We start from the raw sequence: 15,993 nt of genomic DNA on the forward strand, positions 1-15,993 counted from the left end.
GCCCGGCGCTTCAAGCGCCGGGCCGTCTGTAAGATTGATTATGACTGGGGGGAGGTGACGATTTCGCCGTTGCGCACCCGCTGCATCAGGTCCTTGGCCACCTCAACCGTGGATTCATCCGGGATGACCACAGACAAGTCGTAGGACGGATAGCTGTAGGTGCGGCGATAAGCTGGGGTGCCAGAGACGTAGTAGCTGACGATGTTCCAGTCCCCGCCGTTTTGCAGCTGGTTTTGCACCATATCGGTGATGAAGTCGGAGGGGATGCTGGTGCGGAAGCAGTTGCCCACGGCATCCATGAAGGGGAGGTACTGGGTGAGAATGGCGGGGGAGAGAACCTTGTTGGCCACGGCCTCGATCATCCGCATCTGATGGATGCCCCGCTGGAAGTCACCCTTGGGGAGGTTGTACCGCTCCCGGACGAAGTACAGGGCCTTCTCGCCGTCCATGTGGTTGACGCCCTTTTCATAGGTGTAGTCGGAGATATAGGACTCGAAGTCGTAGTCCGAGTACACGTCAATGCCGCCCAGGGCGTCAATGATGCCCTCAAATCCGGCGAAGTTGACCTTAAAGTAGTAGTCCAGCTCTATGTCGTAGAGCATTTCCAGAGTTTTGATACTCTCCTCAATGCCCCGGCCCCCGGCGTGGGTGAGCTTGTCCGGGACCCCATTGGAGAAGGACAGGGGGATGAAGTAGTCCCGGGGAGTGGACACCAGCAGTACCTGGTGGGTCTTGGGGTTGATGGTGGCGATGATGTTCACATCGCTGTTGCCCGAGGTGGAGATATCGCTGCTTCGGGAGTCGCTGCCGCTGATATATACGGTAAAGGGCTGGTCCAGGGGAATGGCGGGAGCGGTGGTGGGCTGGGGAGCGGCGCTGGCCTGGAGGGGCACCTGAATGGTGTCCACCATGCGCAGACTCTGCATCACGTCCATGTACTCCTCCAGGTCGTCCAGCACGGTCATGTGGCTCTGGTTGACCAAAATGGCATCGATTTCCTTGTTGTTGAGGGCATCCACCAGCTTGGTTGCTTCGGGATAGCCCTGGGGGGTGAGGGTGACGCTGTACTTGGCGTCCAGCTGTTTCACCGCCGCCTGAGTGTCGGTCTGGTCGGCGCTGAGCATGCCAAAGGGGTGCTGGAGCAGCTCGTCCATGCTGCGGGTATCATCTCCCCGCACATACACGGACATGGCCAGGGTCTGGGCCTCCGGGTTGGTGACCCGGTCCAGGGTGTCCAGGCCTACCCGGGCATAGACAATGCCCACGGCGAACACCAGACAGAACACCACGGACAGCACCGAGCCCGCCGTGCGCTTGGCGGGGCCGCGGCTGAACCGCAGAGCAAACACCACCACTACGGCCACCACCACTGCCGCCGCAATCAGGGCCAACAGCAGGGGGGTGAGCATGTGGGTGAAGAAGAGCGCGGCCACAAAGCCGATGCCGAGAACGACAAACAACAGCAGGGCCAGCAGATTGACCACGGTCTCCAGACCGGAATGAGCTTGTTTCCTTTTGTATCGTTTTGCCATGTGGCACATCTCCTTGTCGTTGTTATGGCACATTATAGTATGCCACAGGGGAAATGGCAACGGTTCCGGCGGGGCGGCGTGCAGAATTTACAACTTCGATACAACTCCTTGCGAAGTTCTTAAAAAGTGGTCAGAAATTGAAAAATAATGGGAAATAAAAATGAAGCTTGACAAACGACACAAGATATAGTAGCCTGTACTCACGGTGATCATACACCTGGCGGTATTAAGTGGAATTAACCACGTGGCGTATGATCGTGAAAGCCGGCCGACCGTCTGGGCAAGAAAAAGGTCCCAGTGGGTCGGTCGTTTTCTTTATCCAACAAATGGAAAAAGAAGGGAGTTCACAATGAAAGGACGCATTCACTCTGTGGAGAGCATGGGGCTGGTGGACGGCCCCGGCATTCGCACCGTGGTGTTTCTCCAGGGGTGTGGGCTGCGGTGTCAGTATTGCCACAACCCGGACACCTGGGAGTGTGGCGCCGCTGCCGCCAAGGAGATGACGCCGGAGGAACTGGTGGCCAAGCTGCGCCGGTTCAAATCCTACTACGGCGCCACCGGCGGGGTCACCTTTTCCGGCGGCGAGCCGCTGTTGCAGCCGGAGTTTTTGGCCCGGGCCCTGGAGCTGTGCCAAAAGGAAGGCATTCACACCTGTCTGGACACCGCCGGGTGCGGTCTGGGGGACTATGAGCGGATTTTGTCCCACACCGACCTGGTGCTGCTGGACATCAAACACTACACCCCTCAGGGGTTCCAAGCGGTCACAGGCCGGGACACCGGGGAATGGAGAGCGTTTCTCAGCCAATTACAGGCCCAAGAGGTGCCCCTGTGGATTCGACACGTGGTGGTGCCCGGGCTCACCGACGGCGATGAGCATTTGCAAGGGCTTTTGGACTTTGTCTCCACCTTGCACCATGTGCGCCGGGTAGAACTGTTGCCCTATCACACCCTGGGAGTACACAAGTACCATACCCTGGGATATCCTTACCCCCTGGAGGGGGTGGAGCCCCTGGCCAAGGACGCTCTGGCCGGGTGGCAGGAGAAGTTTGACCGAGCGTTTCCCCATATTTTATAAGGAGGTACATTCCCATGAGCATTGATGTCAACTGCACCGCCTGGGAGGGCTTTCGCACCGGCGAATGGCGCCACCTGGTGAATGTGCGCAACTTCATTCAGAAGAACTACACCCCCTATACCGGAGATGACAGCTTCCTGGCCCCCATCTCCCCCCGCACCGCCAAGGTGTGGGAGAAGGCCCACGCCCTCATTGTGGAGGAGCTGAAAAAGGGCATCATCGACGTGGAGACCCATGTGGTGTCCGGCATCGACAACTTCGAGCCCGGCTACATTGACCAGGAAAACGAGGTCATTGTGGGTCTCCAGACCGACGCCCCCCTCAAGCGCATTGTCAACCTGTACGGCGGTATGCGCATGGCCGAGTCCGCCCTCCACGAGTACGGCTACGAGCTGGACCCCGAGATTGAGCGCCACTTCAGCCTCTACCGCAAGACCCACAACGAGGGCGTGTTTGACGCCTACCCCAAGCGCACCCGTCTGGCCCGCACCGCTGGCCTGCTCACTGGTCTGCCCGATGCCTATGGCCGTGGCCGCCTGGTGGGCGACTACCGCCGGGTGCCCCTGTACGGCACCAACTTCCTCATTGAGGAGAAGCAGAAGGACCTGGAGGAGCTGGACGGCCCCATGACCGAGGAGCGCATCCGCCTGCGGGAGGAAGTGAGCACCCAGATTCGGGCCCTCAAGGAGTTCACCCACATGGCCAGCCGCTACGGCTGTGACGTCACCCGCCCCGCCGAGAACGCCCATGAGGCCGTGCAGAACCTGTACCTGGCCTATCTGGCGGGCGTGAAGGAGAACAACGGTGCCGCCACCTCTCTGGGCCGCACCGCCACCTTCCTGGACATCTACATCCAGCGGGACCTGGACCGTGGTCTGCTGGACGAGCAGGGGGCCCAGGAGCTCATCGACCAGTTCATCATCAAGCTGCGCCTGGTGCGCCACCTGCGCACCCCCGAGTACAACGAGCTGTTCGGCGGCGACCCCACCTGGATCACCGAGTCCCTGGGCGGCATGGGCATTGACGGCCGCACCTTGGTGACCCGCAACAGCTTCCGCTACCTGCACACCCTCACCAACCTGGGCACCGCGCCCGAGCCCAACCTCACCGTGCTGTGGAGCCAGAACCTGCCCCAGGCCTGGAAGGACTACTGCGCCAAGATGAGCATTGCCACCGACTCCATCCAGTACGAGAACGACGACGTGATGCGCCCCCTGTACGGCGACGACTACTGCATCTCCTGCTGTGTGTCCGCCATGGCCGTGGGCAAGCAGATGCAGTTCTTCGGCGCCCGGGCCAACCTGGCCAAGAGTCTGCTGTACGCCATCAACGGCGGTGTGGACGAGAAGAAGGGCCTCCACGTGGTGCCCGGCATCATCCGGGACGAGGACGAGGTGCTCAGCTACTCCAAGGTGCTCACCAACTATAAGAAGGTTCTGTCCTACGTGGCTGAGTTGTACGTGGACACCATCAACATCATCCACTACATGCACGACAAGTACGCCTACGAGGCCAGTCAGATGGCCCTCCACGACACCCTGGTGGAGCGCCTGGCCGCCTTCGGCGTGGCGGGTCTGTCCATTGCCGCCGACTCCCTGTCCGCCATCAAGTTTGCCAAGGTGCGGCCCATCCGCAACGAGGACGGCATTGCCGTGGACTTTGAGGTGGAGGGCGACTTCCCCAAGTACGGCAACGACGACGACCGGGTGGACGACATCGCCGTGGAGATCGCCGCGTACTTCTCCGCGGAGCTCAAGAAGCATCCCCTGTACCGGGGCGCCATCCACACTCTCTCTGCCCTGACCATCACCAGCAACGTGATGTACGGCAAGAAGACCGGCTCCACCCCCGACGGCCGCAAGGCCGGCGAGCCCTTCGCTCCCGGCGCCAACCCCATGCACGGCCGGGACGAGAATGGCGCTCTGGCCAGCCTCAACTCCGTGGCCAAGATCCCCTACCGGGGCGTGTGCCAGGACGGCGTGTCCAACACCTTCTCCATTGTCCCCAATGCCCTGGGTAAGAGTGCCCAGGAGCGTGTCACCAACCTGGTGTCCATCCTGGATGGCTACTTCGTCCAGGGCGCCCACCACCTGAACGTCAATGTCATGGACCGTCAGGTGTTGCTGGACGCCATGGAGCACCCCGAGCAGTACCCCACCCTCACCATCCGTGTGTCCGGCTATGCGGTGAACTTCAACCGCCTGAGCCGGGAGCAGCAGTTGGAGGTCATCAAGCGTACCTTCCACGAGTCTGTGTAATCAAACATCACTTCCCAAAGCCCAGAGAATGCTTCGGCGTTCTCTGGGCTTTCTTTCATGCTCGGACAATGCTTAAAACAGACAACTTTTATTATGCAAAGGCCATGCAATGAATTTGTATGCTTTGAAATTTGGTACAAATCTCTGGGAAAACCAGGGGGTGAGGAGGGCGAGTGTCCCGGGATTTGAGGGAAAATCCAGGTGTCAGATCAAGGAAATGAGTGGCAACAAATGAGAAATATTTAAAAATTCTAACGTGTTATGGGGGGATTGCCGGAGAAAACGGTTGAAAAGCTGGGCGTTGTATAATTTGTATTGTTGGAATGGTGGAAAATATCAAATCTCTGTGCAATGTGTTGATTTTTGAATGGGCGAATGCTAACATCAATGATAAAGGTAACAGACATATGTGCAGTTTGTATGAAAGAGAGCATCAAATTGTAAAACCAATTTCCCTGATTGTTCCGGTCGGGGAACTGTTCTTCCCTGCGAGGGGAGCGGAAGGAGGCGAAGGCCAGACAGCAGGTGTGGAAGGCAGAGTGCCAGAAGAGAACCATGCAAGACTCAAGACTATTATAAAAGAGAGGGGAAAACATGAAGAGTTTCAAGAAGTTCGGAAACAAACGCGTTGCAGCAGGCCTTCTCAGTGCGGCCATGGTGTTGTCCATGGTTCCCATGAGTCCGGCCAGAGCTGAGACTCAGGACGACAGCAGCCAGCTGTACAACTACGTGCAGACAGACGGTGAGAATCTGGGCAACAACATTGCCCTCAAGGCCACCGCAGGCGCATCCTACACCAATGTTTGGGGCATCTCTCCCGATGCCATGAACGACGGAGCATTGGCCACTTCCGACCCCTACAGCAGCTGGAACAGCTGGGGCACCAACGACGAGGCCTATCCCGTCACCACCTCCCTGACCTGGGAGTCCGAGCAGGTCATCACAGGCATGCGGGTGATCTGGTGGGCGGATAACGCCACCCTGAACGCCAATGCCAACGTCACCTTCCCCAAGTCCGCTGCTCTGTACTATGTGGACAGCGAGGGCAACGAGCACCAGATCACCGGGATGACCAATGAGAAGGGCATGCCCACCGACGAGGTGGGCGTGGAAGTGGATTCCAGCTCCAACAACGGCATCAACGGCAACAACAAGTATTGGAACTACGTGGAATTTTCTGAGCCCATCACCACCACCCAGCTGGTGATGAAGGTCCAGCGCAACGGCAGCGGCACCAACGGTGTGGGCATCAGCGAGTGGGAGGCCTTTGGCTATCAGACCATCGCCTCCGGCACCAACGTGGCCGGTGAGGCCTCGGTGACCACCTCCTACACCAACACCACCCTGCCCGACAACGCCGAGACCGCCATCAATGACGGCACCCTGGCAGACGGCAACTGGACCACCTGGAACACCTGGTCCGAGGCTGGCGACGTGGAGTACCCCGTCACCGTGGATCTGGACTGGGGTAACGCCACCTATGACATCTCCAGCGTGCGGGTCATGTGGTGGTCGGACAACGACGGGGTGCAGTTCCCCGCCTCCTGCCAGCTCCAGTGGTACAATGAGCGCTCCAAGGAGTGGGTGGATGTCACCCAGCTGGTGGACGAGACCGGCGCTGACACCTCCACCATTGGCGTGAAGTTCGGCACCGCCGATGAGGCGGGCACCGATGCCAGCCAGTTTGCCAACGGGGCCAACCGCTACTGGAATGGCGTGGCCATGAACGAGACCGTTCAGACCAGCAAGCTGCGTCTGGTCATCGACCGCAACGGCGACGGCCAGACCGGCGTGGGCATCGGTGAGGTGGAAGTGTACGGCACCAAGCTGGCCCAGACCGACGGGGACAACGTGGCCCTCCAGGCCACCGCCTCTGCGGACGCCCAGAACACCCCGGTGACCAACGTCAACAACGGGCAGCTGGCCACCAACGCGGGCACCTCCTGGAACACCTGGAACAGCAGCACCTATCCCACCACCGTCACCCTGACCTGGGATACCCCCTATGTACTCAACAGCATGCGGGTGATGTACTGGGCGGATAACGGCAACCTCACCGCCTCCGGCAACGTCACCTTCCCCAAGAGCTGTGAAGTGGAGTACTTCAACCACGAGTCCGGCCAGTGGGAGAAGATCACCAACATGACCAATGAGTCCGGCCAGGTGGTGTCCTCTGTGGGCGTGAAGTACGGCAGCGCGGAGGCCGCCTCCGACCAGCCCGGCAACTACCTCAACGGCAACAACCGCTATTGGAATGTGGTCTCCTTACAGGAGCCGGTGAAGACCACCCAGATTCGCCTGAAGATTGACCGCAACGGGTCCGGCGCCAACGGCGTGGGCATCGGCGAATGGGAAGTGTACGGCGAGGAGATGACCGCCGAGTGGAACGAGCTGGTTTCCACCCAGATCACCGGCAAGGACCGCATCCTCAAGGGTGAGACGGGCACCTTCACCGCCGAGAGCCTCCCCGCAGGGCTGGACGGCATGAGCTACCAGTGGGAGCTCACCGAGGGCAGCCAGTACATGGAGATTGTGGGTGCCACCAATGAGTCTCAGGTGCAGCTGGCCGCCAAGGACAGCGGCTACGGCACTCTGAAGGTCACCGTGTCCCGGCAGGAGGAGGGCCAGACCGTCACCCGCACCGCCACCTTGGAGGTGAAGGTGGACGGCATCGAGAGCCTGGACGAGTATGTCACCGCTACCGAGGCGGGACGTGCTCCCATCCTGCCCAAGACCGTGGTGGCCAACGGCATCGCCTTTGACGACCCCACACCCGACCTGTACGGCCCCACCGGCTACAACTTCGCCGAGGAGTTCAACGCCTCCCTGGTTCCCGTGACCTGGGAAGAGGTGGACCCCGCTCTGTACGCCGAGGACAAGGTGGGCACCACCTTTGAGGTCAAGGGCACCGTGGTGTCCGGCGACGAGGAGCTGGAGGCTGTGGCCCGTGTCACCGTCAACGAGCCCGTGGTCACTCCCGTGGCCAACAGCACCGTCACCTTTGAGAACGTGCAGCTCACCGACAACTTCTGGAACCCCAAGCAGAAGGTCAATGCCGTCAACTCCCTGAACAAGGCCATCTATCAGATCGAGCAGGCCTCCGGCGGCGAGCCCAACTTCGTCAACGCCATTGCCAAGCTCAACGGTGAGCCCTACGACGAGTTCCAGGGCTACGTGTTCCAGGACTCCGACATTTACAAGAGCATTGAGGCCATCTCCTACACCCTGTCCGTCATCCACGATGACACCGACCCCGAGATGGTGGCCCAGCGGGAGAAGCTGGAGGAGAAGCTGGCCTACTGGATCTCCCTGATTGAGCAGGTGCAGTACGCCGACGGCTATATCAACACCCACTTCACCCTGAGAAGCACCGGACACGCCGGCGGCAGCTCCGCTGGTACCCACCGGTGGCACGACTTCTCCAACCACGAGATGTACAACGCCGGCCACTTCCTGGAGGGCGTGGTGGCTTACACCCGCTACCGTGAGGGCATCGGCGATCCCGACTACAGCCTGTATGTGGTGGGCCGTCGGTTTGCCGACGAGATCGTGGACCTGTTTGGCCCCAACGGCACCCGCCACGAGGTACCCGGCCATGAGGAAATCGAGCTGGCTATGGTGAAGTTTGCCAAGCTGGTGGAGGAGTACGAGGGCGAGGGCACCGGAGACAAGTACATCCAGACGGTGAAGACCCTCATTGACCGCCGCGGCACCAACATGGACGAGCGCGAGAGCGGTTACTGGGGTGGCGAGTACTCCCAGGACAACGACTCCATCATGACCATCACCGAGGCTGTGGGCCACGCTGTGCGTGCCTGCTACTTCTACACCGGTGTCACCGATGTGGCCACCCTGCTGCCCGAGGACGACCCGGACCGGGCGGCCTACCTGAACACCATGGATGCCATCTGGGACTCCGTGGCCAACACCAAGACCTACATCACCGGCGGCATTGGCGTGCGCTCCCACGGCGAGGACTTCGGCGATCCCTACGAGCTGCCCAATGACGATTCCTACTGTGAGATCTGCGCCACCATCGCCCTGGCCAACTGGAACCAGCGGATGAACCTCATCCACGAGGACGCCAAGTACGCCGACGTGGTGGAGAAGAACCTGTACAACGCCATTCTGGTGGGCACCAACCTCACCGGAGATAAGTTCTACTACAGCACCTATCTGGAGGCCAAGAACGGCGATCCCCGTTCCGACTGGTTCGCCTGCGCCTGCTGCCCCCCCAACCTGATGCGTACCATCGCCAAGCTCAGCGAGTACATGTACACCATCCACGGTGACAAGCTGTTTGTGAACATGTACATCGGCAGCGAGGGCAACCTGAACATCGACGGCACCAACGTGAACTTGACTCAGGAGACCGAGTACCCCTGGGACGGCGCTGTGAAGCTCACCGTCACCCCCGACCAGGCCAAGGAGTTCACCATGAACATCCGCATCCCCGGCTGGACCCAGGAGCAGGCCAACAAGGAAGTGTCCATCTACGTCAACGGCGAGAAGGTCACCGCTGAGGCCGAGAAGGGTTATGTGGCCATCACCCGCACTTGGGAGAAGGGCGACATCGTGCGCATCGACATGCCCATGGAAGTCCGCATGACCGAGGCCGACCCCAACGTGGAGGCCAACCAGGGCCGCATCGCCATTGAGCGTGGCCCCATCGTGTACAGCATTGAGATGGCCGGAAACGCCCAGCTCAACAGTGACATTGCAAACTTCAGCCCCCTGAACTTTGTCATTCCCCGGGATGCCCAGCTCACCGCCACCTACCATGAGGACCTCCTCAACGGCGTGGTGGAGATCACCGGAGATGTGAAGTACAACGACAACGGCAACCTCATCGACGCCAAACTCCAGGCCATTCCCTACTATGCCTGGAACAACCGGGGCAACGACGGGGTGGAAGGCCAGAACAACTGCAGCCAGATGCTCATCTGGACCAACACCACCGGGGCCAGCGTGAAGATCGGCGGCGCCTCTGAGGTGGCCGTGGACGACAGCTTCACCCTGAACGCTGTGGCCGCTGGCCTGGACAATCCCACCTACACCTGGACCGTCAAGGACGGGGACGCCGTGGAGATTGCAGAGGGTGCCGACACCGCTATCGTGACCCTCAACGCCATCAAGGAGGGCACCGCCGTGGTGAGCGTCACTGCCACCAGCGGGGAGGACTCCGTCAGCGCTGAGTGGACCGTCACCGTCACCAAGAGCGGTGAGCCCACTCCCGGCGACGTGGACAAGACCCTGCTGGAGAAGACCATCGCCTACGCCGAGGGGCTGGACACCACCGGTGTCACCGACTCCGCCGTGGCCGCCTTCCAGAAGGCTCTGGACGAGGCCAAGGCTGTGATGGCTGATGAGAACGCCACCCAGGCTGAGGTGAACAACGCTTGGGATAACCTGCTGGAGGGCATCTGGGGTCTGGGCCTGGTGCAAGGCGACAAGACCTTGCTGGAGCAGCTGATCACCAAGGCCGATGACATGGTGGCCAACGCCGACCAGTACATGGCCGACCACTGGCAGGAACTGGTGGACGCCCTGGCCAAGGCCAAGGACGTGTACGCCGACGGTGACGCCATGGAGGAGGATGTGAAGCCCGCCGCCGAGGCTCTGCTCAATGCCATTCTGGCCCAGCGCTTCAAGGCGGACAAGTCCATTCTGGAAGACCTCATCGGCAAGGCTGAGGGCATCGACCTCTCCGGCTACACCGCCGAGTCTGTGGCTACCTTCCGCACCGCTCTGGCCAATGCCCAGGCTGTGATGGATGATGCCACGCTGTCTGAGGAGGATCAGGCCACCGTGGACGCCGCTGTGGCCGCCCTCAACGACGCCATGAACGGCCTCACCGCCGGTGGCGCTCCCGAGACCACCGATACCCCCGAGGCTTCCCAGAACCCTGAGGCCACAGACAAGCCCCAGGCCACCGAGAAGCCGGAGAACGTGCCTCAGACGGGCGATTCCGCCCAGCTGATGGGCTATGTGGCCGCTCTGGCCGCCGCCGTGATGGTGCTTGGCGCTGTCACCGTGGTGCGCCGCCGCCGCAACGGCTAACATGATAAAAAAGTACGGTCAGCGTCAAGCTGACCGTACTTTTTTATGCAATCAAGGGTTGGAATGGGTTAGGTCATATCCCGGGTGGCCACCACATCCACCCCGGTTCCCAGCAGGTCATGAATCACCACCTGTCCCAGATGCACCGGGGCGGTGAGGCGCACCCCATTGAGGGCGTCCATGGCCTGAAATACTAATTCCTTGGGGATGGGGGCGGTGGTCTTCACAGGCAGGCGGCGGTGGAGTCCGCCCTGGATGCATACCGTGCTGGTGAGCACCCGGGTGGGGTGGAGCAGTTCATTTTTGCCGTACTCTGCCCCCCGGGGACAGCTGTTCCCGGTGACGGCGTAGCCGTGCTCCTCATCCACCTGGAGGCGGCACCCCTTGGGGCAGACAATGCACACCAGTTCTCTCATGTCCCTTCCACCTCCTCAATGGAGAGCGTGAGGCCCCCGACGGCCCGACGGAGCAGCGCCCCGGGCAGGGTGATCTGCTCCATCTCCCCCGGGGCCATGTGGGAGCGGGGGAACTGGGCAATGGGATTGCCTGAGTCGTCTTTTACCACAATGTGGCTCTCGCCAAATACCTGGTTGACCCGAAACAGCACCTGCACGTTGCCGCTGCCCCGGCGGATACGCTGGGGGACGGTGTAGGTGACCCCGGAGCTGTGGGTGAGGGTGAGGGCCTCGGCGGCAGCTTGTTCCCCCTGGACATAGCGGGCAGCGGCAGCCCCCGCCCGCTGGCTCTCGGCGGTGACGTAGTCCACCAGGTCGTGGACGTGGAGCACATTGCCGCAGGCGAAAATGCCGGGCACCTGGGTCTCCATGCTCTCAAACACCACCGCCCCGTGGGTGCGTCCGTCCATGGGAATGTCGGCCTGACGGGTGAGCTCGTTTTCCGGGATGAGCCCTACGCTGAGCAGCAGGGTGTCGCAATCAAAGACCATCTCGGTACCGGGGATGGGGCGGCGGTTCTCGTCCACCCGGCTCACCACCACCTGCTCCAGGCGGTGGTGGCCTCGAAGGTCGGTGACCGTGTGGCTGAGGTAGAGGGGAATGGAGTAGTCCTCCAGGCACTGGACGATGTTCCGGGTGAGGCCGCTGGAGTAGGGCATCAGCTCCACACAGGCCAGTACCTGGGCCCCCTCCAGGGTCATGCGCCGGGCCATAATGAGGCCAATGTCGCCGCTGCCCAGGATGACCACCCGGCGGCCCACCATGTACCCCTCCATATTCAGATACCGCTGGGCGGCCCCGGCGGTGAAGATGCCCGCTGGACGCTCCCCGGGGATGGCAATGGCCCCCCGGGCCCGCTCCCGGCAGCCCATGGCCAGCACCACCGCCTGGGCCTCCAGCACCTGATAGCCGTGTTGGGCGCTGACGCAGTGGACCTGGTGGGGGGCGCCGGGGAGGAGCTGGAGCACCATGGTATCCAGCTGCACTTCCACATCGGTGGCCTGGACCTGCTGAATAAATCGGGCGGCGTACTCCGGCCCGGTGAGCTCCTCTTTGAAGTGGTGGAGCCCAAAGCCGTTGTGGATGCACTGGTTGAGGATGCCGCCCAGCTCCTGGTCCCGCTCCAAAATCAGCACCTTCCGCAGCCCCTGGTCCCAGGCCTCTCGGGCGGCGGCCAGTCCGGCGGGCCCGCCGCCAATGACAATGAGTTCATACATGAGCGTTCCCTCCTTGGCCCTTGGTCTCTCCGGTGAGGAGGTAGGAGCCCTCCTGGTCCAGCAGCACCTCACAGGGGTCCAGCCCCAGCTCCCGGGCAATGAGGGCCTGGACCCTGGGGGCGCAGAAGCCACCCTGACAGCGGCCCATGCCCGCATTGCACCGCCGCTTCACCCCGTTGATGGTGTAGGGCGGGATGGGGGCGTGGAGGGCGGCCACGATCTCCCCCTCGGTGACCGTCTCGCACCGACAGACCACCCGGCCATACCGGGGGTCCTGGGCGATGAGGGCGTTTTTCTCCTGGGGGGAGAGGTGTTGGAACATCACGTGGGACCGCTGGTCCACAAAGTCCGGTTTGGGTTGCAGGTCCGGCTCCCTCTCCAAAATCCGTTCACAGGCCCACTTGCCAATGGCGGCGCTGGCCGCCAGACCGGGGGACTTGACCCCCGCCAGGTCGAAGAAGCCGGGGTGGTTGGGGCTCTCCTCCAGAATGAAGTCGGAGCGGGTGGAGTTGGCCCGCAGTCCGGCAAAGTTGCGGATGTTTTCCCCAAAGTTGAGGTAGGGCACCGAGCGCATGGCCTGTTCCCTGACAAAGGCCAGCCCTTGGGCGGTGTTGCCCAGGTCGTGGCGGTCCTCCACCGGTTGGGCGTTGGGGCCCACAATGAGATTGCCGTGGATGGTGGGGGCCACCAGTACTCCTTTGCCCCGCTCATTGGGACACTGGAATACCACGTGTGAGACTTGCTTTCCCTGGCTCTTGTCCAGCAGGTAGTATTCGCCCCGGTTGGGGGTGATGGCATAGTCCGGCTCTTCTAACAGCCCATGCACCTGGTCGGAGAACACCCCAGTGGCATTGAGGATATATTTCCCCTCAAATACCCCCTTGGGGGTGGTGACGGCGTGGCCCCCCTCTATGGGGGTGATGGCCGTGGCAGGGGCGGAGCGGTGGAGCTCCACGCCGTTGACCACCGCCACCTCTGCCATGGCCAGGGCATACTGCCAGGGGTCCACAATGCCGGCGGTGGGGGCGTAGAGGGCGCCTACCACGTTCTGGCTGAGGTTGGGCTCTGTTTGGCGCACTTGGGCGGCGTCCAGCAGTTCCAGCCCCGGCACGCCGTTTTGTACGCCTCGGTCATAGAGGGTGCGCAGGGTATGAAGGTCTCCCTCATCAAAGGCCAATACCAGGCTGCCCACCCGGGCAAAGGGCACCTGGAGCTTTTGGCAGATGTCCCCGGCCATCCGGTTGCCCTCCACGTTGAGCCGGGCCATGAGGGTGCCCGGCTCCGGGTCGTACCCGGCGTGGATGATGGCGCTGTTGGCCTTGGTGGTGCCATTGGCTACATCGTTTTGAGCCTCCAAGATGGCCACGTTCAGGGGATACTGGGCCAGGTGATAGGCGGCGGCCGCCCCCACCACCCCACAGCCCAGAATGATGACGTCATACATGAAAAGGACCTCCCTTCCAAAGCAAAACGCAACCCAGATCCAGCCCCCTGATTGCGGCCACCCACCTGCGTTGCGCTCAACCCCTTGGTCTATCCGTTTGTTGGGGCTATTATATCCGGTTTTGTGGGAAAAAGCAAGGGATAGAAATGGAACATCCTTTAGACTGTGCACAGTGACGAAAAACCGGGGGCGGTTTGCGTCGTATCGCTGATTTTTTCCGGGCGGGGAGGGGAGCCCTTTACAGGGGGGTGAAAATCTGGCATAATGGGTGCAACCCAAGAAAGATGAGGAGCAGGACGGGCGAGGGGCAAGTCGCCAGTTGTGCTCTTTTTTTGTTGGATGCGGCAACACCAGACACAGGAGGCGGAAGAGTATGAAACAGTACGTCATCGCCCTGGACCAGGGCACCACCAGCAGCCGCTGCATTGTCTTCGACCGACAGCAGAACATTGTGGCCTTGGAACAGCGGGAGTTTGCCCAGCACTACCCCAAGCCCGGGTGGGTGGAGCATGACCCCATGGAGATTTACTCTACCCAGTACGGGGTGCTCATTGAGTCCCTGGTGGGTAACAGCATTGACCCCGCAGACATTGCCGCCATCGGCATCACCAACCAGCGGGAGACCGCCATTGTGTGGGACAAGGACACGGGCAAGCCCATTTATAACGCCATTGTGTGGCAGTGTCGTCGCACGGCGGGGCTGTGCGAGGAGCTGAAGAAGGACGAGGCCTTTACCGAATACGTCAAGGAGCACACGGGGCTGCTCATCGACGCCTACTTCTCCGCCACCAAAATCCAGTGGATTCTGGACCACGTGGAGGGGGCCCGGGAGCGGGCCCAGCAGGGGAAGCTCCTGTTCGGCACCGTGGACAGCTGGCTGGTGTGGAAGCTCACCGGGGGCAAGGTCCACGTCACCGACTACACCAACGCCAGCCGCACCATGCTCTACAACATCCGGGACCTGCGGTGGGACGAGACCATCTGTGAAAAGCTGGGCATCCCCATGAGCATGCTGCCACGGGTGTGCAACTCCAGCGAAATCTACGGCTATGTGAACCTCCAGGGGGTGGAAGTGCCCATTGCGGGAATCGCGGGGGACCAACAGGCGGCGCTGTTCGGCCAGACCTGTTTTGCCACCGGCGAGGCGAAAAACACCTATGGTACCGGGTGCTTTTTGCTCATGAACACGGGAGACCAGCTCTACCGCAGTGAAAACGGCCTCATCAGCACCATTGCCATCGGTCTGAATGGCAAGGTGCAGTACGCCCTGGAGGGCAGCGTGTTTGTGGGCGGGGCGGTGATCCAGTGGGTGCGGGATGAGCTGCGCTTCATCACCGAGTCCCGGGATGCGGAGTACTACGCCCAGAAGGTGCCAGACACCGGAGGAGTGTACCTGGTGCCCGCCTTCACCGGACTGGGTGCCCCCTATTGGGACATGTACGCCCGGGGCTGCCTCATCGGCATCACCCGGGGCACCACCCGGGAGCACATCATCCGGGCGGCCCAGGAGTCCATCGCCTACCAGAGCTATGACCTGGTGGAGGCCATGGAGAGGGACACGGGCATCCACCTCACCGAGCTGAGCGTGGATGGCGGCGCCTCCCGAGACAAGTTCCTCATGCAGTTCCAGGCGGACATTCTGGGCAAACAGGTGCGCCGCCCCATGATTCGGGAGACCACCGCCCTGGGCGCCGCCTATCTGGCGGGCCTGGCCACCGGGTTCTGGCGGGACCTGGAGGAGATCCGTGCCCAGTGGACCTTAGACAGCCTCTACACCCCCAACATGGACCAGCCCCAGCGGGACAAGTTGCTGCGGGGTTGGCACAAGGCGGTGGGCCGCAGCTGCGGCTGGGTGGACCCAGAAGAGGCATAAAACCCATGGTCGCGAGCAGAAGCCCCGGCGCAGGAAAAGCGCCGGGGCTTTGTTGCGTCAGGGAGAGAAAACGGACAAC

The 15,993-nt window shown here is 61.6% G+C and carries 8 protein-coding genes and 1 riboswitch; of the genes, 4 read left to right on the top strand and 4 right to left on the bottom strand.

All coding sequences use genetic code 11. The features are described 5' to 3' along the window. Positions 1 to 38 precede the first annotated feature (38 nt). Complete coding sequence (locus B5F12_RS08165) at positions 39 to 1,532, bottom strand: LCP family protein (protein ID WP_158096782.1); 1,494 nt, start codon at positions 1,530 to 1,532, stop codon at positions 39 to 41. Positions 1,533 to 1,735: 203 nt separating this feature from the next. Next, a riboswitch (ZMP/ZTP riboswitch) is annotated at positions 1,736 to 1,821 on the top strand. 60 nt (positions 1,822 to 1,881) lie between these two features. Between B5F12_RS08165 and pflA the strand changes: the two genes are divergently transcribed. The 3 genes from pflA to B5F12_RS08180 all read left to right on the top strand — a co-directional run bounded on the left by pflA (position 1,882) and on the right by B5F12_RS08180 (position 10,925). Next, positions 1,882 to 2,607 (top strand): pyruvate formate-lyase-activating protein, encoded by a 726-nt coding sequence (gene pflA, locus B5F12_RS08170; RefSeq protein ID WP_087233017.1) that lies wholly within the window; start codon positions 1,882 to 1,884, stop codon positions 2,605 to 2,607. A gap of 14 nt (positions 2,608 to 2,621) precedes the next feature. Beyond that, positions 2,622 to 4,865, top strand: coding sequence for a formate C-acetyltransferase (pflB, locus tag B5F12_RS08175; RefSeq protein WP_087233021.1), 2,244 nt, complete (start codon positions 2,622 to 2,624; stop codon positions 4,863 to 4,865). A 594-nt stretch (positions 4,866 to 5,459) separates the two neighbouring features. Continuing rightward, the gene (locus B5F12_RS08180; protein WP_087233024.1) at positions 5,460 to 10,925 is read left to right on the top strand and encodes a beta-L-arabinofuranosidase domain-containing protein; all 5,466 of its coding nucleotides are present in this window, start codon (positions 5,460 to 5,462) and stop codon (positions 10,923 to 10,925) included. Between the two features lie 68 nt (positions 10,926 to 10,993). On the opposite strand, the gene B5F12_RS08185 is transcribed toward B5F12_RS08180, so the two are convergent. From B5F12_RS08185 to B5F12_RS08195, 3 genes are read right to left on the bottom strand one after another with little or no spacing between them, the layout of a single operon-like run. Then, positions 10,994 to 11,341 (bottom strand): DUF1667 domain-containing protein, encoded by a 348-nt coding sequence (locus tag B5F12_RS08185; RefSeq protein WP_087233027.1) that lies wholly within the window; start codon positions 11,339 to 11,341, stop codon positions 10,994 to 10,996. Next, a complete protein-coding gene (locus B5F12_RS08190; RefSeq protein WP_087233031.1) occupies positions 11,338 to 12,597 on the bottom strand; it encodes an FAD-dependent oxidoreductase in 1,260 nt (419 codons plus the stop codon). Before B5F12_RS08190 ends, B5F12_RS08185 begins: the two co-directional genes overlap by 4 nt. Continuing rightward, entirely contained in the window at positions 12,590 to 14,041 is a 1,452-nt protein-coding gene (locus B5F12_RS08195) for an NAD(P)/FAD-dependent oxidoreductase (protein WP_087233034.1), read from the bottom strand. Before B5F12_RS08195 ends, B5F12_RS08190 begins: the two co-directional genes overlap by 8 nt. 373 nt (positions 14,042 to 14,414) lie before the next feature. Here B5F12_RS08195 and glpK point away from each other — a divergent pair, with 373 nt between their 5' ends. Beyond that, on the top strand, positions 14,415 to 15,914 hold the full coding sequence (gene glpK / locus B5F12_RS08200) for a glycerol kinase GlpK (RefSeq protein WP_087233037.1): 1,500 nt from the start codon (positions 14,415 to 14,417) through the stop codon (positions 15,912 to 15,914). Positions 15,915 to 15,993: the final 79 nt, after the last annotated feature.

This window comes from Pseudoflavonifractor sp. An176 (genome assembly GCF_002160435.1).
Taxonomy (GTDB): Bacteria; Bacillota; Clostridia; order Oscillospirales; family Oscillospiraceae; genus Enterenecus; species Enterenecus faecium.

Coding starts and splice junctions, on each gene's coding strand:
- B5F12_RS08165 (WP_158096782.1), bottom strand. CDS start 1,532: ATGGCAAAACGATACAAAAGGAAACAAGCTCATTCCGGTCTGGAGACC.
- pflA (WP_087233017.1), top strand. CDS start 1,882: ATGAAAGGACGCATTCACTCTGTGGAGAGCATGGGGCTGGTGGACGGC.
- pflB (WP_087233021.1), top strand. CDS start 2,622: ATGAGCATTGATGTCAACTGCACCGCCTGGGAGGGCTTTCGCACCGGC.
- B5F12_RS08180 (WP_087233024.1), top strand. CDS start 5,460: ATGAAGAGTTTCAAGAAGTTCGGAAACAAACGCGTTGCAGCAGGCCTT.
- B5F12_RS08185 (WP_087233027.1), bottom strand. CDS start 11,341: ATGAGAGAACTGGTGTGCATTGTCTGCCCCAAGGGGTGCCGCCTCCAG.
- B5F12_RS08190 (WP_087233031.1), bottom strand. CDS start 12,597: ATGTATGAACTCATTGTCATTGGCGGCGGGCCCGCCGGACTGGCCGCC.
- B5F12_RS08195 (WP_087233034.1), bottom strand. CDS start 14,041: ATGTATGACGTCATCATTCTGGGCTGTGGGGTGGTGGGGGCGGCCGCC.
- glpK (WP_087233037.1), top strand. CDS start 14,415: ATGAAACAGTACGTCATCGCCCTGGACCAGGGCACCACCAGCAGCCGC.